This is a genomic window from Paracoccus aminovorans, assembly GCF_900005615.1.
Lineage (GTDB): Bacteria > Pseudomonadota > Alphaproteobacteria > Rhodobacterales > Rhodobacteraceae > Paracoccus > Paracoccus aminovorans.
This window is the reverse complement of the sequence record NZ_LN832559.1, coordinates 2,850,295-2,872,955: the sequence shown is the minus strand read 5'-3', so window position 1 is coordinate 2,872,955 and position 22,661 is coordinate 2,850,295. Positions and strand designations below refer to the sequence as shown.

The 22,661-nt window shown below is 70.5% G+C and carries 22 protein-coding genes; 14 read left to right on the top strand and 8 right to left on the bottom strand.

Features of this window, described 5'->3' with window-relative positions:
- Positions 1-2 precede the first annotated feature (2 nt).
- Both JCM7685_RS14300 and JCM7685_RS14295 read left to right on the top strand, forming a co-directional pair.
- Positions 3-641: an LON peptidase substrate-binding domain-containing protein gene (locus JCM7685_RS14300; protein ID WP_074969287.1), complete on the top strand. Its 639-nt coding sequence runs from the start codon at positions 3-5 to the stop codon at positions 639-641.
- Positions 642-676: 35 nt separating this feature from the next.
- Positions 677-832 (top strand): Trm112 family protein, encoded by a 156-nt coding sequence (locus tag JCM7685_RS14295; RefSeq protein WP_139218109.1) that lies wholly within the window; start codon positions 677-679, stop codon positions 830-832.
- Positions 833-903: 71 nt separating this feature from the next.
- Here JCM7685_RS14295 and JCM7685_RS14290 read toward each other — a convergent pair whose 3' ends face one another.
- From JCM7685_RS14290 to JCM7685_RS14270, 5 genes are all read right to left on the bottom strand, one after another.
- A complete protein-coding gene (locus JCM7685_RS14290; RefSeq protein WP_074969290.1) occupies positions 904-1,233 on the bottom strand; it encodes a DUF779 domain-containing protein in 330 nt (109 codons plus the stop codon).
- Between the two features lie 138 nt (positions 1,234-1,371).
- On the bottom strand, positions 1,372-2,898 hold the full coding sequence (gene adh, locus JCM7685_RS14285) for an aldehyde dehydrogenase (RefSeq protein ID WP_074969292.1): 1,527 nt from the start codon (positions 2,896-2,898) through the stop codon (positions 1,372-1,374).
- A 108-nt stretch (positions 2,899-3,006) separates the two neighbouring features.
- Positions 3,007-3,978, bottom strand: a complete 972-nt coding sequence (locus tag JCM7685_RS14280) for a helix-turn-helix domain-containing protein (protein WP_074969294.1) — start codon at positions 3,976-3,978, stop codon at positions 3,007-3,009.
- A 163-nt stretch (positions 3,979-4,141) separates the two neighbouring features.
- The gene (locus JCM7685_RS14275) at positions 4,142-9,637 is read right to left on the bottom strand and encodes an alpha-2-macroglobulin family protein (RefSeq protein WP_074969334.1); all 5,496 of its coding nucleotides are present in this window, start codon (positions 9,635-9,637) and stop codon (positions 4,142-4,144) included.
- A 59-nt stretch (positions 9,638-9,696) separates the two neighbouring features.
- Positions 9,697-10,758 carry a quinoprotein relay system zinc metallohydrolase 2 gene (locus JCM7685_RS14270; protein WP_074969296.1) on the bottom strand — a complete coding sequence of 354 codons (1,062 nt, stop codon included), beginning with the start codon at positions 10,756-10,758 and terminating at the stop codon, positions 9,697-9,699.
- A gap of 142 nt (positions 10,759-10,900) precedes the next feature.
- On the opposite strand from JCM7685_RS14270, the gene pqqA reads away from it, so the two are divergent.
- From pqqA to JCM7685_RS14240, 6 genes are all read left to right on the top strand, one after another.
- Positions 10,901-10,993, top strand: coding sequence for a pyrroloquinoline quinone precursor peptide PqqA (pqqA, locus tag JCM7685_RS14265; protein ID WP_019353469.1), 93 nt, complete (start codon positions 10,901-10,903; stop codon positions 10,991-10,993).
- A gap of 68 nt (positions 10,994-11,061) precedes the next feature.
- Positions 11,062-11,952: a pyrroloquinoline quinone biosynthesis protein PqqB gene (pqqB, locus tag JCM7685_RS14260; protein WP_074969298.1), complete on the top strand. Its 891-nt coding sequence runs from the start codon at positions 11,062-11,064 to the stop codon at positions 11,950-11,952.
- On the top strand, positions 11,949-12,743 hold the full coding sequence (gene pqqC, locus JCM7685_RS14255; protein ID WP_074969300.1) for a pyrroloquinoline-quinone synthase PqqC: 795 nt from the start codon (positions 11,949-11,951) through the stop codon (positions 12,741-12,743). Before pqqB ends, pqqC begins: the two co-directional genes overlap by 4 nt.
- On the top strand, positions 12,740-13,063 hold the full coding sequence (gene pqqD / locus JCM7685_RS14250; protein ID WP_074969302.1) for a pyrroloquinoline quinone biosynthesis peptide chaperone PqqD: 324 nt from the start codon (positions 12,740-12,742) through the stop codon (positions 13,061-13,063). Before pqqC ends, pqqD begins: the two co-directional genes overlap by 4 nt.
- Positions 13,060-14,196 carry a pyrroloquinoline quinone biosynthesis protein PqqE gene (gene pqqE, locus JCM7685_RS14245; protein ID WP_074969304.1) on the top strand — a complete coding sequence of 379 codons (1,137 nt, stop codon included), beginning with the start codon at positions 13,060-13,062 and terminating at the stop codon, positions 14,194-14,196. Before pqqD ends, pqqE begins: the two co-directional genes overlap by 4 nt.
- A complete protein-coding gene (locus tag JCM7685_RS14240) occupies positions 14,193-14,969 on the top strand; it encodes a quinoprotein dehydrogenase-associated SoxYZ-like carrier (RefSeq protein ID WP_074969306.1) in 777 nt (258 codons plus the stop codon). Before pqqE ends, JCM7685_RS14240 begins: the two co-directional genes overlap by 4 nt.
- Here the strand turns inward: JCM7685_RS14240 and JCM7685_RS14235 are convergent.
- The 3 genes from JCM7685_RS14235 to JCM7685_RS14225 are packed head-to-tail and all read right to left on the bottom strand — an operon-like array spanning position 14,957 to position 17,313.
- A complete protein-coding gene (locus JCM7685_RS14235) occupies positions 14,957-15,547 on the bottom strand; it encodes an ATP-binding cassette domain-containing protein (protein ID WP_074969308.1) in 591 nt (196 codons plus the stop codon). The genes JCM7685_RS14240 and JCM7685_RS14235 overlap by 13 nt on opposite strands.
- A complete protein-coding gene (locus JCM7685_RS14230) occupies positions 15,537-16,319 on the bottom strand; it encodes an ABC transporter permease (RefSeq protein WP_074969310.1) in 783 nt (260 codons plus the stop codon). Before JCM7685_RS14230 ends, JCM7685_RS14235 begins: the two co-directional genes overlap by 11 nt.
- Positions 16,320-16,326: 7 nt before the next feature.
- Positions 16,327-17,313, bottom strand: a complete 987-nt coding sequence (locus tag JCM7685_RS14225) for an ABC transporter substrate-binding protein (protein WP_074969312.1) — start codon at positions 17,311-17,313, stop codon at positions 16,327-16,329.
- A gap of 191 nt (positions 17,314-17,504) precedes the next feature.
- Between JCM7685_RS14225 and JCM7685_RS14220 the strand changes: the two genes are divergently transcribed.
- From JCM7685_RS14220 to JCM7685_RS14195, 6 genes are all read left to right on the top strand, one after another.
- A complete protein-coding gene (locus JCM7685_RS14220) occupies positions 17,505-18,215 on the top strand; it encodes a response regulator (RefSeq protein WP_074969314.1) in 711 nt (236 codons plus the stop codon).
- Entirely contained in the window at positions 18,212-19,375 is a 1,164-nt protein-coding gene (locus tag JCM7685_RS14215; protein ID WP_074969316.1) for an FIST N-terminal domain-containing protein, read from the top strand. Before JCM7685_RS14220 ends, JCM7685_RS14215 begins: the two co-directional genes overlap by 4 nt.
- Before the next feature lie 3 nt (positions 19,376-19,378).
- Positions 19,379-20,707 (top strand): ATP-binding response regulator, encoded by a 1,329-nt coding sequence (locus JCM7685_RS14210; protein WP_074969318.1) that lies wholly within the window; start codon positions 19,379-19,381, stop codon positions 20,705-20,707.
- A gap of 83 nt (positions 20,708-20,790) precedes the next feature.
- Positions 20,791-21,420: a hypothetical protein gene (locus JCM7685_RS14205; RefSeq protein ID WP_074969320.1), complete on the top strand. Its 630-nt coding sequence runs from the start codon at positions 20,791-20,793 to the stop codon at positions 21,418-21,420.
- The gene (locus JCM7685_RS14200; protein WP_074969336.1) at positions 21,420-21,755 is read left to right on the top strand and encodes a hypothetical protein; all 336 of its coding nucleotides are present in this window, start codon (positions 21,420-21,422) and stop codon (positions 21,753-21,755) included. Before JCM7685_RS14205 ends, JCM7685_RS14200 begins: the two co-directional genes overlap by 1 nt.
- A gap of 59 nt (positions 21,756-21,814) precedes the next feature.
- Complete coding sequence (locus JCM7685_RS14195) at positions 21,815-22,597, top strand: SDR family oxidoreductase (protein WP_074969322.1); 783 nt, start codon at positions 21,815-21,817, stop codon at positions 22,595-22,597.
- The last annotated feature ends 64 nt before the right edge of the window (positions 22,598-22,661 follow it).

Sequence of the window (22,661 nt, the reverse complement as noted above, 5' to 3'; positions counted from 1 at the left end):
CCATGTCCCGCGGCATCGACCTGCCCGAGGTCATTCCCCTGTTCCCCTTGCCGGGCGCGGTGCTGATGCCGCGCACCCGGCTGCCGCTGCAGATCTTCGAGCCGCGCTACCTGCAGATGGTCGAGGACGTGCTCAAGACCCCCGCCCGGCTGATCGGCATGATCCAGCCGGCCGAATCCGGGCTGGAGTCGCTGGCCCAGGTCGGCTGCGCCGGGCGCATCGTCGCCTTTTCCGAACTGGACGACGGCCGGCTGATGATCTCGCTGAAGGCGATCACGCGCTTCCGGCTGGCCGAGGTGCGGCCGGGCTTCACCCCCTATCTGCGCGGCCGGGTGGACTGCACGGGCTTTGCCGCGGACCTCAGCCCCGATCCCGAACAGGATGCCGGCTTCCAGCGCAGCGGCTTCATCGCCCGGCTGGGACGCTACATGGAGCAGCGCGGCCTGTCCACCGACTGGGATTCGGCCGAGGCGACCGACGACGAGACGCTGGTGAACTCGATGTCCATGCTGCTGCCGCTGGCCGCCGAGGAAAAGCAGGCCCTGCTGGAATGCCCGACGCTCAGCCAGCGTCGCGTGCTTCTGGACGGGCTCTTGGAATATGCGCTGCATGGCGGCGACAGCGAGGAGACGATCCAGTGAGCGAAGACACCCCCCAACGCGGCTTCGACCGTCATATGCTCGAAGCGCTGGTTTGCCCGGTCACCCACGTCGCGCTGCGCTACGACGCCGCGGCGCAAGAGTTGATCTCGGATGCCGCGGGCCTCGCCTTTCCGATCCGCGACGGCATCCCGATCATGCTTCTGGACGAAGCGCGTCAGATCCGCGCCTGACCGGCCGGGAAGGGTCGGCGAAAAATTGGCGGGCGCACGGGATAACCCGGGGACGTGCGCCCGCCGCGCGGTCATGTCCGGCAGATGTCCGACCGCACAAGGAAACGCTTCTCGCGACCGTTGTCGAGGCTGAACATGCCGCCTCGGCCCGGTACCACGTCAATGGTCAGGTTGGTGTGCTTCCAGGCATCATGCTGGCTGGCCGAGATATAGAAGGGCATGCCCCCGATCTCGCCCAGCTTCACGTCGCGCTCGCTGATACGGAACTCGCCCTGCGGATAGCACATGGGCGACGAGCCGTCGCAGCAGCCGCCGGATTGGTGGAACAGCACCGGCCCATGCTCGGCCACGATCTCGGCCAGCAGGTCCAGCGCGGCGGGCGTGGCTGTGACGGTGGCCATTTGGTCTTCTCCTTTCACATCCCGCTGCGGATGCAGCCATGATGTCTAGGTATTCGGACAACGAAGAAACAACGCGCATTTTTTCGTTTCACAAATACCCCGCGGGGGTGCGGGGGCGCGAAGCCCCCGCCGCCGGGATCAGAAGAAGCCCAGCTTCTTCGGCGAATAGCTGACCAGCATGTTCTTGGTCTGCTGATAGTGGTCCAGCATCATCTTGTGCGTCTCGCGCCCGATGCCCGACTGCTTGTAGCCGCCGAAGGCCGCATGGGCCGGATAGGCGTGATAGCAATTGGTCCAGACCCGGCCCGCCTTGATGCCGCGGCCCATGCGGTAGCAGGTGTTGGCATCGCGCGACCACACGCCCGAGCCGAGGCCATAGAGCGTGTCATTGGCGATCGACAGCGCCTCGGCCTCGTCCTTGAAGGTGGTCACCGACACGACCGGGCCGAAGATCTCTTCCTGGAAGATCCGCATCTTGTTGTGGCCGCGAAAGATGGTCGGCTGGATGTAGAACCCGCCCGACAGCTCGCCCCCCAGGTCGGCGGCGGAACCGCCCGTCAGCACCTCGGCGCCTTCCTTCTTGCCGATGTCGAGGTAGCTCAGGATCTTTTCCTTCTGCTCGCTCGACGCCTGGGCGCCGATCATGGTCGAGGCATCGCGCGGGTCGCCCTGCTTGATCGCCTCGACCCGTTTCACGGCGCGCTCCATGAAACGGTCATAGATCGATTCCTGGATCAGCACCCGCGAGGGGCAGGTGCAGACCTCGCCCTGGTTCAGCGCGAACATGGCGAAGCCTTCCAGCGCCTTGTCGAAGAAATCGTCGTCCTCGCGCGCCACGTCGGCGAAGAAGATGTTCGGCGACTTGCCGCCCAGCTCCAGCGTCACCGGGATCAGGTTCTCGGCCGCGTATTGCATGATCAGCCGGCCGGTGGTGGTTTCGCCGGTGAAGGCGATCTTGGCGATGCGCGGATTGGACGCCAGCGGCTTGCCGGCTTCCAGCCCGAAGCCGTTGACGATGTTCAAGACGCCCGGCGGCAGCAGGTCGCCGATCAGGTTCGCCCAGACCATGATGCTGGCCGGGGTCTGCTCGGCCGGCTTCAGCACTACGCAGTTGCCTGCGGCCAGCGCGGGCGCCAGTTTCCAGCAGGCCATCAGCAGCGGGAAGTTCCAGGGGATGATCTGTCCGACCACGCCCAGCGGCTCGTGGAAGTGATAGGCGATGGTTTCGCTGTCGATTTCCGAGATGGTGCCTTCCTGCGACCGCAGCACGCCGGCGAAATAGCGGAAATGGTCGATGGCCAAGGGCACGTCGGCGGCCATGGTCTCGCGGATCGGCTTGCCGTTGTCCCAGGTCTCGGCCGTGGCGAGCAGCTCCAGGTTCGCCTCCATGCGGTCGGCGATGCGCAGCATGATGTTCGACCGCTCGGCCGGGGCGGTATGGCCCCATTTGTCCTTGGCGGCATGGGCGGCATCCAGCGCCGCCTCGATGTCCTCGGCGTTCGAGCGGGCGATCTCGCCGATCTCGGCGCCGGTGATGGGCGTGGTGTTGACGAAATATTTGCCCGACTTCGGTGCGACCCAGTCGCCGCCGATGTAGTTGTCGTAGCGCTTGGCAAAGGGCAATGCGTTCACGCCCTTGAAGTCATGCGTCTGGTCGTTCGGCATGATGGTTCCTCCTGTCCTGCCCGGCTCCTCCCGCCGGTTCTTCCAGAAGGGTGGGGCGCGCGGCCCCGCAAATCAACGCGGCCGCCACGCCGCGCCGCGGAATGTGTTTCACCCCCGAGACAATCGCCCCGGATTTTCCGAAATCCCCAGCCGCTGCATCCGGCGATAGAGCGTCGCCCGGCCCACCCCCAGCGCGCGGGCGGCGGCCGAGACATTGCCCTCGGCCCGGGCGAGAGCGCGAATCACCGCGGCGCGCTCGGCTTTTTCAAAGCCGGTGGCCTCATCGTCGCGACCCAGCAGGTCCGAGGCCGGCCGCGGCCGCAGCCGGCCCTCCTTCTCCAGCCCGAAGGCGCGGCGGGCCGCGCGGTTGGCGCCGATGGCCAGGTCGTCCTTGTCCACCGCGATCAGCAGCGCCGCATCCTCGGCGCCCGCCGCCTGCGCGGCGATGATGCGCGCGCCGGGAAAAGACACGCGAAAGAACGCCGCTTCGATGGCCCGCGCGCTGTGGGCGACCTGCGCCGCGATCAGCGCGTTCCAGCGCTCGGTATGGTCCGAGCGGGCCGAGCTCACGTCCAGCGCCGCGATCAGCCGCCCGTCCGGCCCCCAGATCGGCGCGTCCATGCAGGAAAGGCCGGTGTTGCGGGTATAGAAATGCTCGTCGCGGTGAATGGTGACCTGGCGGCCCTCGGCCAGGCAGGTGCCGATGCCGTTGGTGCCCTCGGCCTGTTCCGACCAGTCGGTGCCGGCACACAGCCCCCAGTCGCGGAACACCCCCGTATCGGCATCCCTGGCGCGCTGTTCCAGCACGATGCCGGTGGCGTCGGTCAGAAGCACGTTGCAGCCGGTCGGGCAGACCAGCTGGAACAGCTGGTCCAGCTGCGGCCGGGCGACGGCGATGAACTCGTCCAGTCGGCCGCGGCGCTCGGCCAGTTCTCGCCCGGTCAGGCGGCGCAGCTGCGGCGGGCGGGCGGGGTCCAGCCCGTGCTTGACCATCGAGCGGCGCCAGCTGGCGGCCAGCCGCGTCACCGCCCCCGGCGATTGCGAGGCCGAGGCGACGCGATCCTCATGGCGTTCGGGCAAGGTCTCCTCCCTTCCCTGTCGGTCGCGGGATTATCGCGCGGCGAACCCGTTCCGGCAAGCGATGCTTTCCGCGGCGCGCGCTGCCGGACGGGAAATCCCGCCCGGCTTTCTCTGTTCTGCAAATACTCATCGTCGCGACGGCGCCACCGGCGCCGCGCGGAGATCAGGGCGCGACCGTGACGGTGCCGCTATCGCTCCAGGCGCGGAACTCGGGGCGATACATGTCCTCGACGCTGGCCGCCGGGTGGCGGAACTGGCCGGGGGTCACGGCGCGGACGATATAGACCAGCCGGAACGGCTCGGCCGAGGTCCAGGTCAGCGCCGCCGCGAAACGGTCGGCGCGGAATTCGGTCATCTCGGCCGAGGTCTCGCCTTCCAGCCAATCCAGCGCCGAGACGTCGCCTGCGCGCAAGAGGTTCGGGTTGTCGATCTCCCATCCCGCCGGCAGCGGATCCGAGATGACCAGCCGCCCGCCGCCCTCGGACTGGGGCGAGACCTGCAGCTCGACCACCATGCGCGTGCCCTGCTTCAGGCTGGCGGGGTCCAGCGCCTCGCCCTCGATGCTGTAATAGCGCCGGGCGATGGCATAGCCCTTGCCGCCCGCCGCGACCTGGCCCGAGGGTTTTCCGGTCGCGGTCAGCGTCACTTCCAGCGCGCCGTCGCCGGTATTGGCAAGGCTCGCCTCGGCGTCGGGCAGGCTCGCCACCGGCTGGTTCAGCGCCACCCCGTTCAGCGTCGCCGGCGGGGTCGCGCGCGACAGCGACTGCGCCGCCATCACCGTCCAGACCGATTCTTGGGTGGAAAGGCTGCGCCCGTCCTCCTCGGCCCGGGCGATGCGCTCGGCGACCTGGCTGGTCAGGTCGGTTTCGTCCACGGCCCGGGTCTTGGCCTCGGCCGCCAGCGCCAGCAGCGCCGTCGCGTCACGCAGCTTAGTGCCGTAGTCGGCGCGGAAGGCATAGGGCTCGGGCGCGCCGAGGTTCAGCAGGTTGCGCGCCTGCGTGAACATCCGGTCCGCCCGCCCCTGGTCGCCATAGGACGCCAGCGCCGCGCCCAGGTTCGCCGCGCCCATGGGGGTCGAGAACGACCCGGCGGCGGTGTCGGCGTAATAGCGCAGGTCGCCGACGGTGGCGGCACGCTCGCGCGCCAGCACCGCCAGCGCATAGGCGAGTGCGGCATTCTCCTCGGCCGAGGCGGCGGTGGGTTCGGTGGCGTAATTGGCCCGGTTCCGCAGGTTGTCGATCGCCAGCTTGAAGGCGGTGTCGGGCACTGCATGGCCGGCCGCGCGTGCCCGCGACAGGAAGTCGGTGACATAGGCCTCCAGCCACAGGTCGCCCGAATCGGCATACCACAACCCGAAACCGCCGTTGCTGCCCTGCCGGGTCAGGATCTGCGTGATCGCCTTTTGCACCTGCTCGGCCGTATCGCCGCCATCCACGCCTTCCAGCGCGGCGAGGCCGGGCAGATACAAGAGCGGCATCGCCCCCGAAGTCAGCTGCTCGGTGCAGCCATAGGGATAGCGCGAAAGGCGCGCCAGCGCCCCCGCCACGTCCAGCCGCGCGTAAGGTCCGACCGCCGCCGTCAGCAGGGCGCCGGGCAGCATGCCTTGGGTCAGCGTGGCAGGCACAGAGACGCTTTGCCCCGGCTCGACCACCAGGCGGTCCTGGCGCTGGATGTCGGCCTCGTTCAGCGCCACGGGGATGGTGATATCCTTGGTCAGCGCCTGCCCGTCGGGCGTGGTCAGCGTCAGGCGCAGGTTGGCCAACCCCTCGGCATCGCCCGCCGTCACCGGCATCTGCACCTGTGCTTCGGCCTTCTCGGCCAGCGTCACGCTGTCCGTGGGCAGGCTGGTCGCCAGCGGCGCGGCGCCGCCGACCTGCTCGACCGCCAGCTTGACCGCGCCCGCGGGCCCCGCGGCATGGGTCAGCCGCAGCCCGACCTGCGCCCGGTCGCCCGGCGCCAGGAAGGCGGGCGCGGTCACGGTCATCACCACCGGGTCGCGCACCAGCACCGAGGCATCGGCCTGGCCCACGCCCTTGGCGGACCAGACAACGGCCATCACCCGCACCTCGCCGTTGAAATCGCCTACCGGCACCTCGACGGTCGCGGTGCCGTCCGCGCCCACGGTCACCGAGCCGGAAAACCAGCTCATCAGCTTTTCGGTCGGCGGCGGCGCCTCGGCATTGCCGCTCATGGCGTCGCCGCCTTCGCGCAGCGCGCCGTCCGGGGCGCCGGTGGACAGGATCAGCCGGCCGTAGAGATCGCGCAGCCCCACGCCCAGCCGGCGCTGGCCGAAGTAATGCTGCGATGGGTTCGGCGGCTGGAACCGGGTCAGGTTCAGGATGCCCTGATCGACGGCGGCGACGGTGGCATGCACCGTTCCGCCCGCCGCGCCATCGACCTTCAGCGTGACCGGGATGGTGCCGCGCGGGCGGGTCTCGGCGGGGGCCTCGATGCTGGCCGTCAGCTTGCGGTCGCCGGGATCGACGGCGGCATGGGCCAGCCCCAGCGCCCGCACCGGCGCGCGGGTGTCGGCCTTGGCCTCGCCCAGGGGACGGATGGCGCTGACGGTGACATAGACCCCGGCGCCCCAATCGTCGGTCACCGGCAGGTCGATCCGGTTCTCGCCCGCCTTCAATGCCACGGTCTGCATGGACACCAGCCGGTTCGACAGCACCGAGACCAGGCCCAGCCCGTCGCTGGCGGCATCGACCGTGACCCGCGCGGTATCGCCGCTGCGATAGGCGGGCTTGTCCAGCAAAACCTGCAAGCGGTCGGGCGTCTGCGTGCCGGCATTCGCCACCGCGCCCCAGCCGGCATAGAACCGGGTCGAGCTTTGCCCGCCCTGGCCCGAGGCCGGCTCGGCCACCAGTTCGTATTGGCCCCATTCGACGGGCGCCGCGATCTCGGCCGGGGCGGCGCCCGGTTCGGCCACGCCTTCGTCGACGCGGGTGCGGGTGGTGATCGCCTCCCAGTTCCATTGCCCGCCCAGCGAATACCATTGGTAGTCGGTGTCGATGCGGTTCAGCACCCAGCGCAGGGGTTCGGCGGCCGGTTTCAGGTCCGGCCCGACCGCGACCAGCGCGAAGCGCGCCTCCACGCCCTCGGCCACGGTGCCGCCCTCGAACAGCGGCTTGATGCCGACGACCGGGGCCTCGGGCATGACCACGCGGGTCTCGGTGCGCTCGACCGGGCGGCCGGCGCCTTCGCGGATGTCCAGCACCACCTCGGCCGCGACCGGGCGCGGGCCAAGCTCGCCCGCCGGTGGCAGGTCGATCTGGGTCTGGTAATCGCCCTGCGCATCGGTCTGGCCGGCGGGCAGGCTGTCCGTCACCGGCGAGGTGTCGTCGTCCTCGCGGCCGAAGACATAGCCGTCGAAGCCGGCCAGTTCGCGGGTGGGCGACAGGCGCAGCGTGCCCTCGACCGGCAGGTTCGCGGCAGGCGCCCCGAACAGCCAATGCGCGTTCAGCGTCAGCGCCAGCGTGCCGCCGGCGCGGGCCGGTCCTTCGGGCAGTTTCGGGGTGAAGTCGATGCGCTCGGGCAGGAAATCCTCGACCAGCAGGCGGGCTGTGGCCAGAGCCGGGCCGTCGGCCTCGGTCCGCAGCTCCATCCGCCAGGTGCCGCGCGGGGCGTTGCCGGGGATCTGCCAGGCCACCGTGCTGCCGCCGGCGCCCGCGTCCTGTGCGGGCAGGCGGGTCGCCTCGACCCCGTCGGGGCGCAGGATCACGGCGGTCAGCGGCAGGTTCTGCAGCGCGCGCGATTCGGCATCGCGGGCCAGCACGGTGGCGTTCACCGTCTCGCCGACGCGATAGGCGCCGCGGTCGGTGGTCAGGAACAGGTCGATGGGGGGCGCCGGCGGCTGGCCCTCGACGCCGCGGTCGGACAGGTCGAACTCGGGGTCCGACAGCGACAGGAAGGCCATGTCGCGCGGCGCGCGATCCGCGCCCTCGCCTTGCCAATCGGTCACCGTCACCAGTGCAGGCGCCGCCCCGTCCTTGCCGAGCGCCAGGCCCGGCGCGAAATGCGCGATGCCGTCGGCGTCGGTCACGGCCTTGGCCAGAACCTCGTTCGAGCGGCTGACCAGCGCCACCTCGGCCCCCGGCTTAGCCGAGGTATCGGCAAGGCTGCGCACCGCGACGGTCAGCCCGTCGGTGCCGCTGAAGGTGGAAATCCCGAAATCCGAGATCACGAACCATTGCGTCGCGAGTCCGGTGTCCGAGACGTTCTCGTTCTCGATCCCCGCCTCGACGATATAGATGCCGGGCTCCAGCGGGCCGGCCTCGGCCGGGATGGCAAGGCTGGTCGTCAGTTCGCGGTTCAGGCTGTCCTGGCCCATGGGCTTGGCGACCTGCGCCTTGCCCTTCCAGACCTCGCGCGCCATGCGGTCGCCGAAGTAATCCGCCTGCCAGCTGTCCAGGGGGGTGGCGAACATGTCCTCGGCCATGGCGCGGATCAGGTTGCGGTCGGAAATGCGCAGCAGGCGCAGGTCGATGGTGTCGGCATTGACCGTGACCATCGACAGCCGCTGGTCGCCCGAGGCTGGCAGGACATAGGCGCGGCCGGGAAAGCGCACCTCGGGGCTGCGGTCGCGGACATAGCCCTTGAGAGTCACGTCGCGGGCCAGCACCTCGCCATCGGCCGAGGGCAGGCCGGCGCGCAGGGTGACCTCGACGTCCTGGCCGTGGGTCAGGCCGGCGACGCAAAGCCGGTCGCCGCTGGCCTCGACGGTCAGGTCGCGGCCGGGCAGGCGCAGGAATTGCGCGTAATCGGTGCTGCCCGACAGTTCGCGCGTCATCACCGCGCAGAAGCGCGGCGTCTTGCCTTCGGATTCGACCTGCGTGTCGGAAACGCGCAACCCGTTGCGCGCCTGCGATTCCTCCAGCGCCTGCGCGATGGCGCCGTCGGCGGGCGCCAGTTTCGCCGCCAGCCGCAGCGCCGCCAGTGCGTCGCGGCCGCGGTCCAGCCGCTCCCACGCCATGGCGAGCCAGGACAGCGCCCGGGCGGCCACCGCGTCCTCGCCCGCGCGCAGATAGCCGTTGATCGCCATCGAGGCGATGGCGGCCGAGGCCTCGCGGTCGTTCTGGTCGCTGGTGTAAAGCGTCAGCCGGGCCAGGTTGGTCCAGTCCTCGGCCCGGTCATAGCGCGCGGCCTCGGCGGCGGTGATGCGGGCGGCCCGGGCCAGGTCGCCGCTGCTCTCGGCCTCTTGCGCGCTGCCCTGCGCATCGCCTTGCGGCGGGTGCAGCGCCGGGAAGGAGCGCGCCAGCGATTGCGCGGCGCCCAGCGATTGCGCGTCCAGGAACGGGGCCGTCCCGGTGCGCGATTCGGCGCGCAGCCGCTCTTCGGCGGTGGCGGTGACGACATGGCCCGACAGGGCGCCGACGAAAGCGGCGGCGGCGCCGGTGCCCTCGCCCTTGGGGAAGCAGGCGCGGGCGCGTTCGTTATAGGTCAGCGCGGTGCAGGCGGCATTGCCCAGGCAGGCCTGCACGCAGGCTTGCAGCGTGGTGTCGAAGAGCGGGCCAAGATCGCCGCCCGGCAGGTCGGTATCGGCTTGCAGGGACAGCCGCCGCTCGGGCAGGGGCGCGTCTTGTGCATGCGCTGTGCCGACCAGCAGCAGACCGGCCAGAGCCGCCGCGATGAAACCGTGCCGGGCAAGACGTGCCATGACCATACCTTCCTGTTGCGCTCGGCATAGTTGTGGCATCGGGGCGCGGGCGAGGCAATCTATTCCCATTCCAGTTCGGCGAAGGCCGTGGCGGCATTGCGTGCCGTCACCGCCTGGAAATCGGCCCAGCCTTCGGACACCGGCCGCATCGCCAGCACGATCGCGGGGATCGCAGCCGAAAGCGCCAGACCCCGCGCGATGGCGTCGCGCGTGGCGTCGCGCAGGGCAGAGAGGTAATGCCGCGTCGGCGTCACCGCCTCGTCCCAGCCTTCGGTGACCGGACCGTGGCCGGGCACCACCAGCGCCGGCAGCGGGTCGGGCGGATGGTCGAGCCAGTCCAGCCAGCCCTGCAACGAGCCGTCGAGCGACGGCGTCAGCCCCAGAAACGCCAGATCGCCGGTGAACAGCGTCTCGGTTTCCAGATCCAGCACCGTCATGTCGCTGTCGGTATGGGCGGGCGGGACCGGCACCAGCCGCAGGTCGCGGCCGCCCAGCGCGATCGTCTCGGGGCCCGCGACCTCATGGTCCACCGAAGCGATGCGGGTGCCGGCGAAATTCTCGGCCCCGATCTGGCGCGGGACCGAGATCATCCAGGCCTCCGCCCGCCGCGCCACCGCCTCGGGCAGGCGGGCGTCGGCGACGATGGCGGCGCCGGCTTCGGAAAACACCTGGGCGCCCAGGATGTGATCGGGGTGCATATGGGTCAGGATGGCGTGGCTGACCGGCTTGTCGGTCACCTGGCGGATGGCGGCGTACAGCGCCTCGCCCTCGGCCCGGGTTTCGCCGGTGTCGATCACCGCCACCGAATCGCCGATGACGAAGGAGAGGTTCGCGATCCGGCCCCGGTTCTGCGGCGACAGCTGGTCCATGGCGCCCTGGTGGACAAAGACGCCGGGCGCGACCTCCTGCATGGTCAGGGCGGGCAGTTCGGCGGTCTCGACGCAGCGCGCGCCGCCCTCGCCGGCGCGCAGGTCGGGGTGCCGGGTCAGCCAGTCCCGGGCGACGGCCTCGGCGCGCGCCTCGCAATCCCCGCGGCTTGCGGCCTCGTCGGCGGGCAGCAGGCGGGTGTCGCAGGTGCCGGGCTGGGCGGCGAGGCAGGCGGCCAGGACCAGGTGGAACATGGCGTTTCCTTTCGGGCGGCAAGGCTAGCACAGCCCCATGGGGCTTGCCATCTACGACCTTTGGCGCGTTGACGCGGATACCGCCCGGGCCCAGCATCGACCTGCACGCATTCGACGCGATGCCCAGTAGGAGGAGAAACAGATGGCCTGGACCAAACCCGCGCTGAAGGAAATCGCCTGCGGTATGGAAATCAACATGTATGCCCCGGCCGAGGACGAGCCGGTCCTGTTCTAAGCCGATCCGGTGAAATCCGGGTCCGGTCCCCGGCCATCGGGGGCCGGGTCTTCCAGGACCCCTGACCCATGCGCATCCTGATTCTCGGCAGCGGCGCCGGTGGCGGCGTGCCGCAGTGGAACTGTGGCTGCCGCAACTGCGATGCCGCGCGCCAAGGGCACATCCCCGCCATGAGCCAGAGCGGGATCGCCGTATCCGCCAATGGCCGCGACTGGGCGCTGGTGAACGCCTCGCCCGACCTGCGCCAGCAATTGGCCGCGACGCCGGCCCTGCGTCCGCAGGGGCTGCGCGGCTCTCCGATCCGGTCGGTGCTGGTGACGAACGGCGACATCGACCATGTCGCCGGGTTGCTGACTTTGCGCGAGGGGCAGGCCTTCGACCTGTTCGCGACCCCCGCCATCCAGGCGGTGCTGGCCGCCAATCCGATGTTGTCGGCGCTGGACCCGGCACTGGTCCAGCGGCGCGAGGTGGCGCTGGACTGCGGCTTCGACCTGGTGCCCGGGCTGCGCGCCACGCTGTTCGCGGTGCCGGGCAAGGTGCCGCTGTATCTGGAGGGCGCGCGGGTCGAGACCGAACTGATGGGCGAGCAGACCGTGGGCGTCGAACTGGCCGCGAACGGCCGCCGGGCCTTCTATATTCCCGGCTGCGCCTCGGTCCCGGACTGGCTGCGCGACCGCATCGAAGGTGCGGATGCGCTGCTGTTCGACGGCACGCTCTGGACCGATGACGAGATGGTCCGCGAGGGCCTGGGCGCCAAGACCGGGCGGCGCATGGGCCATGTGCCGGTCTCGGGTCCCGGCGGCAGCCTGGATGCGTTGGGTCGGGTGTCCCTGGGCGCCCGCATCTATGTGCATCTGAACAATTCCAACCCGCTGGTCGATCCCGCCAGCCCCGAGCGCGCACAGGCGCAGGCGGCTGGCTGGAAGATCGGCCACGACGGCATGGAGATCGCGCCATGAAGCTTGCCGACCACCGCGCCCAGACCCGCGCCGAGTTCCACGAACGCCTGAAGCGCATCGGCGCCGAGCGCTATCACGACCGTCACCCGTTCCACAAACGCCTGCACGGCGGGCAGTGCAGTCCGGACGAGGTGCGGGCCTGGGTCGTCAACCGCTGGCATTACCAGTCGCGCATCCCGATGAAGGACGCGGCCTTCCTGTCGCGGCTGGAGGACCCGCAGCTGCGCCGCATCTGGCGCCACCGGATCGAGGATCACGACGGCGGCGTGGACGCGGGCGGCGGCATCCGGCGCTGGCTGGCGCTGGCCCGGGCCGTGGGCTTGGATCCCGATTACGTCGCCAGCGGCGCGGGGGTGATGCCGGCGACGCGCTTCGCCGTCGATGCCTATGTGCGCTTCGTGCGCGACATGCCGCTGCTGGATGCCGTGGCCGCCAGCCTGACCGAGATGTTCGCGCCCAAGATCCACGCCGAGCGCATCGAAGGGCTGCTGAAGCATTACGATTTCGCCGACGACGCCAGCCTCGCCTATTTCCGAAACCGGCTGACCGAGGCGCCGAAGGATGTCGAATTCGGCCTGACCTATGTCCTGGACCACGCCGACACGCTGGAGAAACAGGACGCGGCGGCGGCGGCGCTGGTGTTCAAGACCGACGTGCTGTGGGCCCAGCTGGACGCGCTGTGGCACGGCTATGTCGAGGGGCGGCTTCCCCCCGGCGCCTGGCGGCCGGGCGAGGGGCTGCTGGATTCGGCCATCCCCGAGCCCGCGCGAGACGCGGCTGCGGTGCCATGACCGGGCGGGCCATCAGCGGCGCCTGCGTGCCCTATCTGCCGCGCGGCGTGCGGCTGCACGACGACCGGGTGCGCGGCATCCGCGTGCTGCTGGCGCCGGAACGGGCGGTGCAGCTGGATGCGGTCGGCGACGCGATCCTGTCCGAGCTGGACGGCAAGCGCAGCCTGGCCGAGGTCGTGGTGAACCTCTGCACGCGCTATGACGCCCCCGCCGAGCAGATCGAGGGCGACGTGCAGGATTTCATCCGCGGTCTCGTCGACCGGCGCATGGTGTTCCTGGCCTGCGCCGAGGGCGACGGCACGCAGGAGGACGCCGCATGACCGACGCGCCCGCCCCCCGCGACATCGACGGCAATCCGGTTCGCGCCGGCCTGCCGATGGCGATGCTGGCCGAGCTGACGCATCGTTGCCCGCTGGCCTGCCCCTATTGCTCGAACCCGCTGGAGCTGACGCGGGTGCAGGCCGAGCTGACGGCGGCGGAATGGGCCGACACCTTCCGGCAGGCCGCCGAACTGGGCGTGCTGCAGGTGCATCTGTCGGGGGGCGAGCCGGCCTCGCGCCGGGACCTGGCCGAGATCGCCCGCGCGGCACGGGATGCGGGGCTTTACGTCAACCTCATTACCTCGGGCATCGGCCTGACCGAGGCGCGGCTGCGCGAACTCGACGGCGTGGTCGATCACATCCAGCTGTCGCTGCAGGGCATCGACGCCGAGATGGCCGACTGGATCAGCGGCTATGGCGGCAGCTTCGCCCGCAAGATGCAGGTGGCGGAATGGATCGGCGCCATCGGCTTTCCGCTGACCCTGAACGCGGTGGTGCATCGCCAGAACCTGGACCGCCTGCCCGAGATGATCGCCCTGGCCGAGCGGCTGGGCTGCCGCCGCATCGAGGTCGCGACCGTGCAGTTCCACGGCTGGGCCGACCTGAACCGGCGGCCGCTGATGCCGACCATGGCCCAGGCCGCGCAGGCGCGCGAGGTGGTGAACGCGGCGCGCGCGCGGCTGCGCGGGCGCATGGTCATCGACTATGTGCCGGCCGACCATCATGCCGTCTATCCGAAAAGCTGCATGGGCGGCTGGGGCTCGACCGGTCTCAACATCGCCCCGGACGGGACCGTGCTGCCCTGCCACGCCGCCCAGACCATCGCCGGGCTGCATTTCGACAATATCCGCGAGCGGGGGCTGGCGCGGATCTGGCATCACGGCGACGCTTTCAACGCCTTTCGCGGCACGGCCTGGCTGCCCGAGCCCTGCCAGTCCTGCGACCGGCGCGAGGTGGATTTCGGCGGCTGCCGCTGCCAGGCGATGGCGATGGCGGGGGATGCGCGGGCGACCGATCCGGTCTGTTCGCGCTCGCCCTTCAACGCCCGGCTGCGGGCCGAGGCCGAGGCGGATGCCGCCAGCGACGACACCGCGCTGGTCTATCGCCGCATGCCGAAGGAGAAACGCACATGAAACTTGCGCCCATTCCGGCCCTTGTGATGGCCCTGCTGGCCGCGCCGGGACTTGCGGCCGACGTGGCGAACCCGATGCAGCCCTCGGCGCTGTGGGACGACATGCGGCTGGCGGTGATCGGCACCGACGAGGAGCCGCCGGTCGATCCGGCGGTCTTCGACCTCGACGCCCCGCCGCGCGCCGACAATCCGGCGCTGGTGCCGGTCCATATCACCCAGCCGCCCGGCGCTCCCGCCATCACCGCGCTGACGCTGGTGGTGGACGGCAACCCGGCGCCGGTTGCGGCCGAGTTCACATTCGGCGCGGCGCTGATGCCCCTGGATTTCGAGGTGCGGGTCCGGGTGGACAGCTATTCCGACCTGCGCGCCATCGCCACGCTGGCGGACGGGCGCAAGGTCATGGCCGGGCGCTTCGTCAAGGCTTCGGGCGGCTGCGCGGCGCCGGCCGGGAAAAGCATGGACCAGGTGCGCGCCACCATGGGCCAGATGCGCTATCGCGAGACCGAGGAAGCCGGCCGCCAGATCGGCACGCTGATGATCCGGCACCCGAATTTCTCGGGGTTGCAGCGCGACCAGGTGACGCTCCTGACCATTCCCGCCGAGTTCATCCAGGTGCTGGAGGTCAAGCAGGGTGCGGCGCCGCTGTTCGCCATGGAGGCCGGGATCTCGATTTCCGAAGACCCGGTGTTCCGCTTTGCCCATGCCCCGGGCGAGGGGCCGGTGACGGTCCACGCCCAGGACACTGACGGAAGGGTCTGGGATCAGTCGTTCTGAAGCCGCGCCGGCTGGCCGGCCAGGTGCAGGGGGCGGGCGTGCAGCGCCTCGGCCTCGCGCGGGTCGTGGGTGACCAGCACCAGCCCGGCGCCCGTGCGCGCCAGCAGCGCGTCGGTCAGCGCCAGCATCCGCGCCGCCGTCTCGGCGTCCAGCGAGGCGAAGGGCTCGTCCATCAGCAGGATGTCGGGGCCGGCGGCAAAGGCGCGGGCCAGGGCCAGCCGCCGCTGCTGGCCCAGCGACAGCTGGCGGGGGACCTTCGCCTCGTGCCCGGCCAAGCCCACCTGCGCCAGCCAGTCCCGTGCCGTGGCGGCGTCGCAGCCGGTCGGGATGGCGATGTTCGCCACCGCGTCGCGCCAGGGCAGCAGCACCGGTTCCTGGAACACCACGGCCAGCCGGTCGGCGCCGTCCAGCCGGCCGCGATACTCTGCGTCGAGCCCGGCCAGGATGCGCAGCAGCGTCGATTTCCCGATGCCCGAGGGGCCGAGGATCGCCACCCGCTCGCCCCGCGCGACAGAAAGCGTCAGCGGGCCCAGCACCGGCCGCGTGCCGAAGGATTTGGCGTCCAGGTCAAGCCGCATCCTGCCTCCAGCGGTTGGCCCGCGCCTCCCACGGCCGCAGCAGGGCAAGGTCGATCGCCAGCATGACGGCGACGAAGGCCAGCGCCCAGGCCAGCACGCCGGTCACGTCGAAGCTGGAGAACAGCAGGTGGATCTTGAAGCCGACGCCGTTCGAGCGGCCCAGGAACTCGACCACCAGCACGATCTTCCAGATCAGCGAGATGCCGGCCCGCGCCGAGGCGGCGACATGCGGCGCCAGTTGCGGCAGCACGACATGGCGCAGCCGCGCCAGCGGCGCCATGCGAAAGGCGCGGGCCATGTCGTCGAGGTCGGGCCGCAGCGCCCGGGTGCCCTCGCGGATCATCACCGTGACCACCGGGATCTTGTTCAGCGCCACGGCCAGGATGGCGGCGGTTTCGTTCAGGCCGATCCAGATGTAGCACAGCACGATCACCACCAGCGCCGGCACGTTCAGCAGGATGATGACGCCGGGGTTGAGCCATTGGTCCGCCCCGCGGCTGCGGCCCATCCACAGCCCCAGCGCCATGCCGACCGCCATGGCCAGCGCGAAGCTGGCGACGACGCGGAACAGGGTCATGCCGGCGTTGAACCACAGCTCGCCCGTGGCGACGAGCCGGCCGATGCGCGCCGCGACCTCCCAGGGGGCCGGCAGGGTCTGCGGCCGGTCGGTCAGCTGCGAGGCGACGGTCCACAGCAGCAGCATGGCGAGCACCGACAACAGCCCCGGCACCAGGCCGGAACGGGTCGCGGGGGGCTTGGGCGTCCTGGTCAAGCCGGCGCTACTCCGGCCACCAGAACAGGCCCTCGGGCAGGGTGGCGACGCCGCCGGTCAATTCCTCGCCGCCCAGTTCGGCCATGGTGGCGAACATCTTCTGCGCGTTCGCGGCATCGACCGGGCCGTGGGCGGGGATGCCGGCGCGCCAGCCGGCCTTCAGCGCCTCGAATTCGGCGTCGTCGGCGGCCTCCATGATCGGGCGCAGGTCCTCCCAGGCGGCATCGTCGCGCGCCAGCAGCGCCTTGGCGGTGCGCGAGGCGCGGGCCAGGCCTTCGGCCAGCACCCGGTTGGACTCGATCCAGTCGTCGCGCAGCACATAGCCCAGAAGCGGCGTGGACGGGTCCAGCCCCAGGTCGCCGGCCGCGGTCTGGACCGACATGATCTCGCGCATGCCGCGCGCCTTCATCTTGGCCTGGAAATGCCAGAAGTTGATCGCGGCATCGACCTCGCCGGTCTCGGCGGCGTTCAGGATCATCGGCGGCGCGCCGAAGACCTGCTGGGTCACGTCGGCCAGGTCCTGGCCCAGCTTCTCGCGCGACCAGGCGCGCAGGATCAGCCAGCTTTTGTCCACCGGACCGCCGGCGATGCCGATCTTCTTGCCCTTGAGGTCGGCCAGCGTCCGCGCCGGGCTGTCTGCGCGCACCATCACGCCGCCCACGGCGGTGGAATAGGGCAGGAAGCGGAAGCCGGTGCCGCGCGCCCGCTGCTGCGCCACCCACAGGAAGTCCGAGACGATGGTGTCGACCTCGCCCCCCTGCATGGCGACCTGGGTGGCGGGGTTGCCGGCCAGGATCATCGGCACCAGGCGAAAGCCGTTCTCGCGGTCGAGCCCGCGCTTGACGATGGTCTGCAGCTCCCAGTTGACAGTGCCGTTTTCCAGGGTGCCGACGCGGATGGCGGGCAGCGCGGCGTCCTGGGCCGCGGCGGGAAGCGCCAGGCCGGCAAGCGCGGCCGCCCCGGCCAGCAGGGTGATTCTCCGGCTAAGACGCATGTGATTTCCCCCTCTGGATCCCGTCAAATTGGCATGGGCCCCGGTTTCGGCCAATACACCCGAAGTCGTAGCCCGAAACCGGCTGCGGCGTCCAACGCCCTTGCGCCCCCGGCCCGGGGTCGTAAGATAGAAGCCCCAGGGCGAGGGGTGCCAACCCCCCGGCCCCCTGTCGTTTCTTTGGGAGGAGAACGATGGCCTCAGCCGAAATGCAGACGCAGGATCGCGCCGTATCGCCAAGGCTTTCCGCAGAACGCGTCCGCGAGATCCTGATCGTGGACGACCATCCGCTGATGTGCGACGCGCTGGCCCTGACGCTGAAGATCAGCTTCGGGCTCAAGAACGTACGCACGGCCCGCAGCCTGGCGGCGGCGCAGGAACAGATCCGGTCGCAGGGCGCGCCGGATGCGGTGATCCTGGACCTGAACCTGCCCGATGCCAAGGGCGCCGAGGGGCTGGTCACCCTGCGCCGCCAGATCCCGGACGTGCCGATCACCATGATCTCGGCCGACCTGGAAAACGCCATGATCTCGGCCGCGATGGCGGCCGGGGCGCAGGGCTATGTCAGCAAGTCGCTGGGCCGCGAGGCGCTGGTCGACAGCCTGCGCCGCATGTGGGAGGGCGAGCGGGTGACCCCCGACAGCTACCAGCCCGACAGCGTCGGCGAAGAGGATGCCGCCCGCGTGGAACTGGCCCGCCGCTTCGCCAGCCTGACGCCGCAGCAGATGAAGATCCTGCGGCTGATCTGCCAGGGCAAGGCGAACAAGGAGATCAGCTACGAGCTGTCGATCGCCGAAGCCACGGTCAAGACCCACATCACCGCGATCATGTCCAAGATCAACGCCCGCCGCCGGACCCAGGCGGTGCTTCTGGCCAATAGCGTCCGGCTGTTCGAGCCGGCATGAGCGGCGCCGCGCCCTGGCCGGAGGCCGCCCGCGCCGGCGCGGGCGCGCCGCCCCTGGCGGTGTCGGTCCCGGCCGAGGCGACGGACATGGCCGCCAGCATCGCCCGGGCGATGGCACCGCTGGATCCGGCGCTGGTGCTGCTTTTCGGGACGCCCGGCTGCGGGATGCCGGAACTGGGGATCGAGCTGCGCCGCCGTCTGGGCGCGGACTGCCGCGTCGTCGGCTGTTCCTCGGCGGGCGAGATCGGGCCGCGCGGCTATTGCGCCGCCACGGTGACGGCGGTGGGCCTGCCCTCGGCCAGCTTCCGCATCGGCATCTGCGTGCTGCGCGACCAGGCCCTGGTGCCGGCCTCGGAATGGATGGCGGTGCTGCGCCGCTTCCACGCCGATTTCCGGCCTGACCTGCGGCGCTCGGTCTTCGGGGTGCTGCTGCCCGACGCCCATGCCCGGCAGGAGGACGTACTGACCGCGACGCTGGACGCGGCGATCCCGGGGCTGCCGGTGGTGGGCGGCTCCAGCGCCGAGGGCATCCTGTTCGCGCCCAGCTGCCAGATGGTCGACGGCATGATCCATTCCGGCGCGGCGCTGTTCCTGCTGGTCGAGACCGACCTGGCGGTGTCCGAGGTGCTGTTTTCGCATTTCAGCCCGACCGACAGGCGGGCGGTGGTGACGGCGGCTGATCCGCACAACCGCATCATCCTGGAACTGAACGCCGAGCCGGCGGCGCAGGAATACGCCCGCCTGGCCGGGCTGCGGCCGGATGCGCTGACGCCGACCGAATTCGCCCGCCACCCGCTGCTCTTGCGCACCGGCAAGCGCCACCACGTCCGCGCCATCCGCGCGGTGACGCCGGAAGGCGGCTTGCAGCTGATGTCGGGGACCGAGCCCGGCCATATCCTGACGCTGGGCCGGGCCATGGACATGACCCGCGGCTTTGCCGAGATGATGGATGCGCTGCCGCGCCCGCCGCTGATGGTGCTGGGCTTCGACTGCATCCTGCGCCGGCTGGCGCTGGAACGCGCCGGCATGATCCCGCAGATGTCGGAACTGCTGGCCCGCTACCGCGTCGCCGGCTTCAACACCTATGGCGAGCAGCACAGCGGCATGCACGTCAACCAGACCTTCGTCGGCATGGCCCTGATGCCGCCCGAGCCGGGCTGAGCCATGTTCCTGCGCGACGACGATCCCCCGGCCCGCCGGGTCGAGAAGCTGGCCCGCATCGCCGACGTCCTGGTCGAGCGCATCGACCGGCTGGAGGAAAGCCGCGGCTCGGCCTGGTCGATGTTCCAGGCCGCGCTGGCGCTGGAGCGCGAGGTGCAGGTCCGCACCCGCGAGCTGGAGCAGGCTCTGGCCGACCTGTCGGAACGCAACCGCGAACTGGCCGTGGCCCGCGCCTCGGCCGAAGAGGCGAACCGTTCCAAGACCCGTTTCCTGCGCGCGGCCAGCCACGACCTGCTGCAGCCGCTGTCGGCCGCGAAGCTGTTCCTGTCGGCGCTGAAGGACACCGAACTGGACGAATTCCAGAGCGAATTGACCGGTCGGCTGTCGGGCGCCTTCGAATCGGTCGAGGAACTGATGCACGCGGTGCTGGACATCTCGCGCCTCGACAGCCAGCGCATCGAGTTCCAGAGGAAACCCGTGGATCTGGGCGACATGTTCCGCCGCCTTGCCGTGGAATACGCCCCCATGGCCGAGGCCAAGGGGCTGCGGCTCAGCTTCGCGCCGACCTCGGCGGTGGTCGAGAGCGACCCGACCTTCCTGCGCAGGATCGCGCAGAACCTGATCTCGAACGCGATCAAGTATACCGACCGCGGCGGGGTGCTGGTCGGCGTCCGCAAGCGGGGCGAACGCGCCTGGCTGGAAATCTTCGACACCGGCATCGGCATCGCCGCCACCGACCGCGCCCGCATCTTCGACGAGTTCCAGCGCATCGGCCGCGAGGGCGGCGGCGTGCCGGGCATGGGGCTGGGCCTGTCGATCGTGCGCCGGGCCTGCGCCAAGCTGGGCCATCCCATCGCCATGGACAGCGAGCCGGGGCGCGGCACCGTCTTTCGCGTCAGCCTGCCCCTGGCCGCGCGGGGGGCCGAGACCGCCCGCCCCGACGGCGAAGGCGCCGGCCCGTCCCTGCGCGGGCGGGTGGCGCTGGTGGTGGAAAACGACGACGCCATGCGCCGGGCGCTGGAGCTGGTGCTGAAGGACCGGCTGGGCATGGTGCCCCGCGTCTCGGGCGGGATCGCCGAGGCGCTGGCCCAGATGGGCGACGAGCCGCCGGACGTGGTGATCGCGGATTACAACCTCGACAACGGCGACACCGGATTGCAGGCCATCGCCGCGCTGCGCCAGGCCGCCGGCCAGCCGGTGCCGGCGATCCTGGTGACGGCGCAGCGCGCCCCGGAACTGGCGCGCGCCAGCCACGCCATCGACGTGCCGCTGCTGGAAAAGCCGGTGCGTCCCGAGGATCTGCAGGCCATGCTGTGCCAGATGCTGGCCTAAGACCAAAGCAGGATAAAGCCGGGCATGGACTTTTCCCATGCTCCGGCCGGGGGCAAGTTCCCGTTAAGGAGGCAGGGAAGCACATGGGATTTCTGCGTCGTACCGTCCTGGCCTGGCTGGTGGCCGCCGCAACTGCCGCCGCCACACCGCTTTGCGCGGGCGAGGCAGGCGACCTAGTCTTTGCCGAACGCGCGCCCTGGGACCTGTCCGCGCCGCTGGTCTGGACGCTGGCCCAGACCGGCCCCGAGGTCGAGGGTTTCCGGCCGGCCGGGCAGGGCACCCTGTCGCTGAGCGAGGGCGTCGATGCCTCGGACGGCAAGCCGGTGCTGGAACTGGCCGAAAAGACCCCGCGCATCACCCGTAAGCTGGGGCCGTTCCCGGTCTCGGGCGGCGATCCGGTGCTGACCTTCTTCCTGGAATCCACCGCCCGCGACATGGCGGCGCTGACCGGCGGCAGCCCCTTCTACATCCGCAACCGGATCAAGGAGGCGCTGTTCCAGGGCGGCGAGGTCCGGCACGAGGGCGGCGCCACCGTCGCCGTCTTTACGCCCTTCAAGGGGGACGAGAACCGCGACCGCATGTTCGGCTTCGACACGCTGGAGCTGCGCTTCACCCTGGACGATCCCAAGCGGCCGATCCGCGGCCTGGTGGCGCGGACCGGCCCCCTGGCGGGCGGGCGGCCCGCCTATGACAGCGAAATGGTGTTGCAATGATGATCCGGGCGACCCTTGTGGCGGCGTTTGCGGTCTGGGCCGGATCGGCCGTGGCGCAGGCGGTGAACGACTATCCCACCAATGCGCGGGCGGATTACGTCTTCGTCTGCATGGCGACGAACGGCCAGACCCGCGAGATGCTGGAAAAATGCAGCTGCGCCATCGACCAGATCGCCTCGGTCCTGTCCTATGACGATTACGTCAAGGCCGAGACGGTGCTGGCCATGCGCCAGGTTCCCGGCGAACGCTCGGCCTCGTTCCGCAACACCGGCACCAACGACATGGTGGCGAATTATCACCGCGCCGAGGCCGAGGCCGAGATCCTCTGCTTCTGAACTGGACAATCGCCGCCGCCCGCGCTTCCCTGTCGCCGGGTTGAACGGGAGAAAAGCCGATGGATCTGGGGATCAGGGGCAAGACGGGCCTTGTCTGCGCCGCGTCGAAAGGGCTGGGCCGGGGCTGCGCCGAGGCGCTGGCCGAGGCCGGGGTCGATCTGGTCATCAACGCGCGCGGCGCCGAGACGCTGGAGGCCACCGCCCGCGACATCGCCGCGCGACACGGGGTTTCCGTCACGCTGGTCGCCGCCGACATCACCACCGAGGACGGCCGCGCCGCCGTCCTGGAGGCGCTGGGCGGGCAGGCCGACATTCTGGTCAACAACGCCGGCGGCCCGCCGCCCGGCAGCTGGACAGACTGGACCCGCGAGGATTTCATCAAGGCCATCGACGCCAACATGCTGACCGCCATCGCGCTGATGCAGGCGCTGGTGCCGGGCATGATGGAACGCGGCTGGGGCCGGGTCGTCAACATCACCTCGCAGTCGGTGCGCGCGCCCATCGCGCAGCTGGGCCTGTCGAACACCGCCCGGGCCGGGCTGACCGGCTTTGTCGCCGGCATGTCGCGGCAGGTGGCGGCTTCGGGCGTGGTGGTGAACAACCTGCTGCCCGGCATCCACGCGACCGAGCGCGCCTATGCGCTGGACAAGGGCGTCTCCCAGGCCGAGGGGCTGGAGATCACCGAGGCCCGCCGCAAGCGCGAGGCGACGATCCCGACCCGCAGCTATGGCCGGCCCGAGGATTTCGGCGCGACCTGTGCCTTCCTGTGCAGCCAGCACGCAAGGTTCATCGTCGGCCAGAATATCCTGCTGGACGGCGGCGCCTCGAACATCACGATCTGAGGCATGGAATCCATGCGACAAATCGATGGAAGACCCTTGTCAGCCGCATGGGCGCGGGCTACGA

Excerpts from the sequence above, each read along its gene's own strand:
- JCM7685_RS14300 (WP_074969287.1), top strand. The coding sequence starts at position 3 with ATGTCCCGCGGCATCGACCTGCCCGAGGTCATTCCCCTGTTCCCCTTG.
- JCM7685_RS14295 (WP_139218109.1), top strand. The coding sequence starts at position 677 with ATGCTCGAAGCGCTGGTTTGCCCGGTCACCCACGTCGCGCTGCGCTAC.
- JCM7685_RS14290 (WP_074969290.1), bottom strand. The coding sequence starts at position 1,233 with ATGGCCACCGTCACAGCCACGCCCGCCGCGCTGGACCTGCTGGCCGAG.
- adh (WP_074969292.1), bottom strand. The coding sequence starts at position 2,898 with ATGCCGAACGACCAGACGCATGACTTCAAGGGCGTGAACGCATTGCCC.
- JCM7685_RS14275 (WP_074969334.1), bottom strand. The coding sequence starts at position 9,637 with ATGGCACGTCTTGCCCGGCACGGTTTCATCGCGGCGGCTCTGGCCGGT.
- JCM7685_RS14270 (WP_074969296.1), bottom strand. The coding sequence starts at position 10,758 with ATGTTCCACCTGGTCCTGGCCGCCTGCCTCGCCGCCCAGCCCGGCACC.
- pqqA (WP_019353469.1), top strand. The coding sequence starts at position 10,901 with ATGGCCTGGACCAAACCCGCGCTGAAGGAAATCGCCTGCGGTATGGAA.
- pqqB (WP_074969298.1), top strand. The coding sequence starts at position 11,062 with ATGCGCATCCTGATTCTCGGCAGCGGCGCCGGTGGCGGCGTGCCGCAG.
- pqqC (WP_074969300.1), top strand. The coding sequence starts at position 11,949 with ATGAAGCTTGCCGACCACCGCGCCCAGACCCGCGCCGAGTTCCACGAA.
- pqqD (WP_074969302.1), top strand. The coding sequence starts at position 12,740 with ATGACCGGGCGGGCCATCAGCGGCGCCTGCGTGCCCTATCTGCCGCGC.
- pqqE (WP_074969304.1), top strand. The coding sequence starts at position 13,060 with ATGACCGACGCGCCCGCCCCCCGCGACATCGACGGCAATCCGGTTCGC.
- JCM7685_RS14240 (WP_074969306.1), top strand. The coding sequence starts at position 14,193 with ATGAAACTTGCGCCCATTCCGGCCCTTGTGATGGCCCTGCTGGCCGCG.
- JCM7685_RS14235 (WP_074969308.1), bottom strand. The coding sequence starts at position 15,547 with ATGCGGCTTGACCTGGACGCCAAATCCTTCGGCACGCGGCCGGTGCTG.
- JCM7685_RS14225 (WP_074969312.1), bottom strand. The coding sequence starts at position 17,313 with ATGCGTCTTAGCCGGAGAATCACCCTGCTGGCCGGGGCGGCCGCGCTT.
- JCM7685_RS14220 (WP_074969314.1), top strand. The coding sequence starts at position 17,505 with ATGGCCTCAGCCGAAATGCAGACGCAGGATCGCGCCGTATCGCCAAGG.
- JCM7685_RS14215 (WP_074969316.1), top strand. The coding sequence starts at position 18,212 with ATGAGCGGCGCCGCGCCCTGGCCGGAGGCCGCCCGCGCCGGCGCGGGC.
- JCM7685_RS14210 (WP_074969318.1), top strand. The coding sequence starts at position 19,379 with ATGTTCCTGCGCGACGACGATCCCCCGGCCCGCCGGGTCGAGAAGCTG.
- JCM7685_RS14205 (WP_074969320.1), top strand. The coding sequence starts at position 20,791 with ATGGGATTTCTGCGTCGTACCGTCCTGGCCTGGCTGGTGGCCGCCGCA.
- JCM7685_RS14200 (WP_074969336.1), top strand. The coding sequence starts at position 21,420 with ATGATCCGGGCGACCCTTGTGGCGGCGTTTGCGGTCTGGGCCGGATCG.
- JCM7685_RS14195 (WP_074969322.1), top strand. The coding sequence starts at position 21,815 with ATGGATCTGGGGATCAGGGGCAAGACGGGCCTTGTCTGCGCCGCGTCG.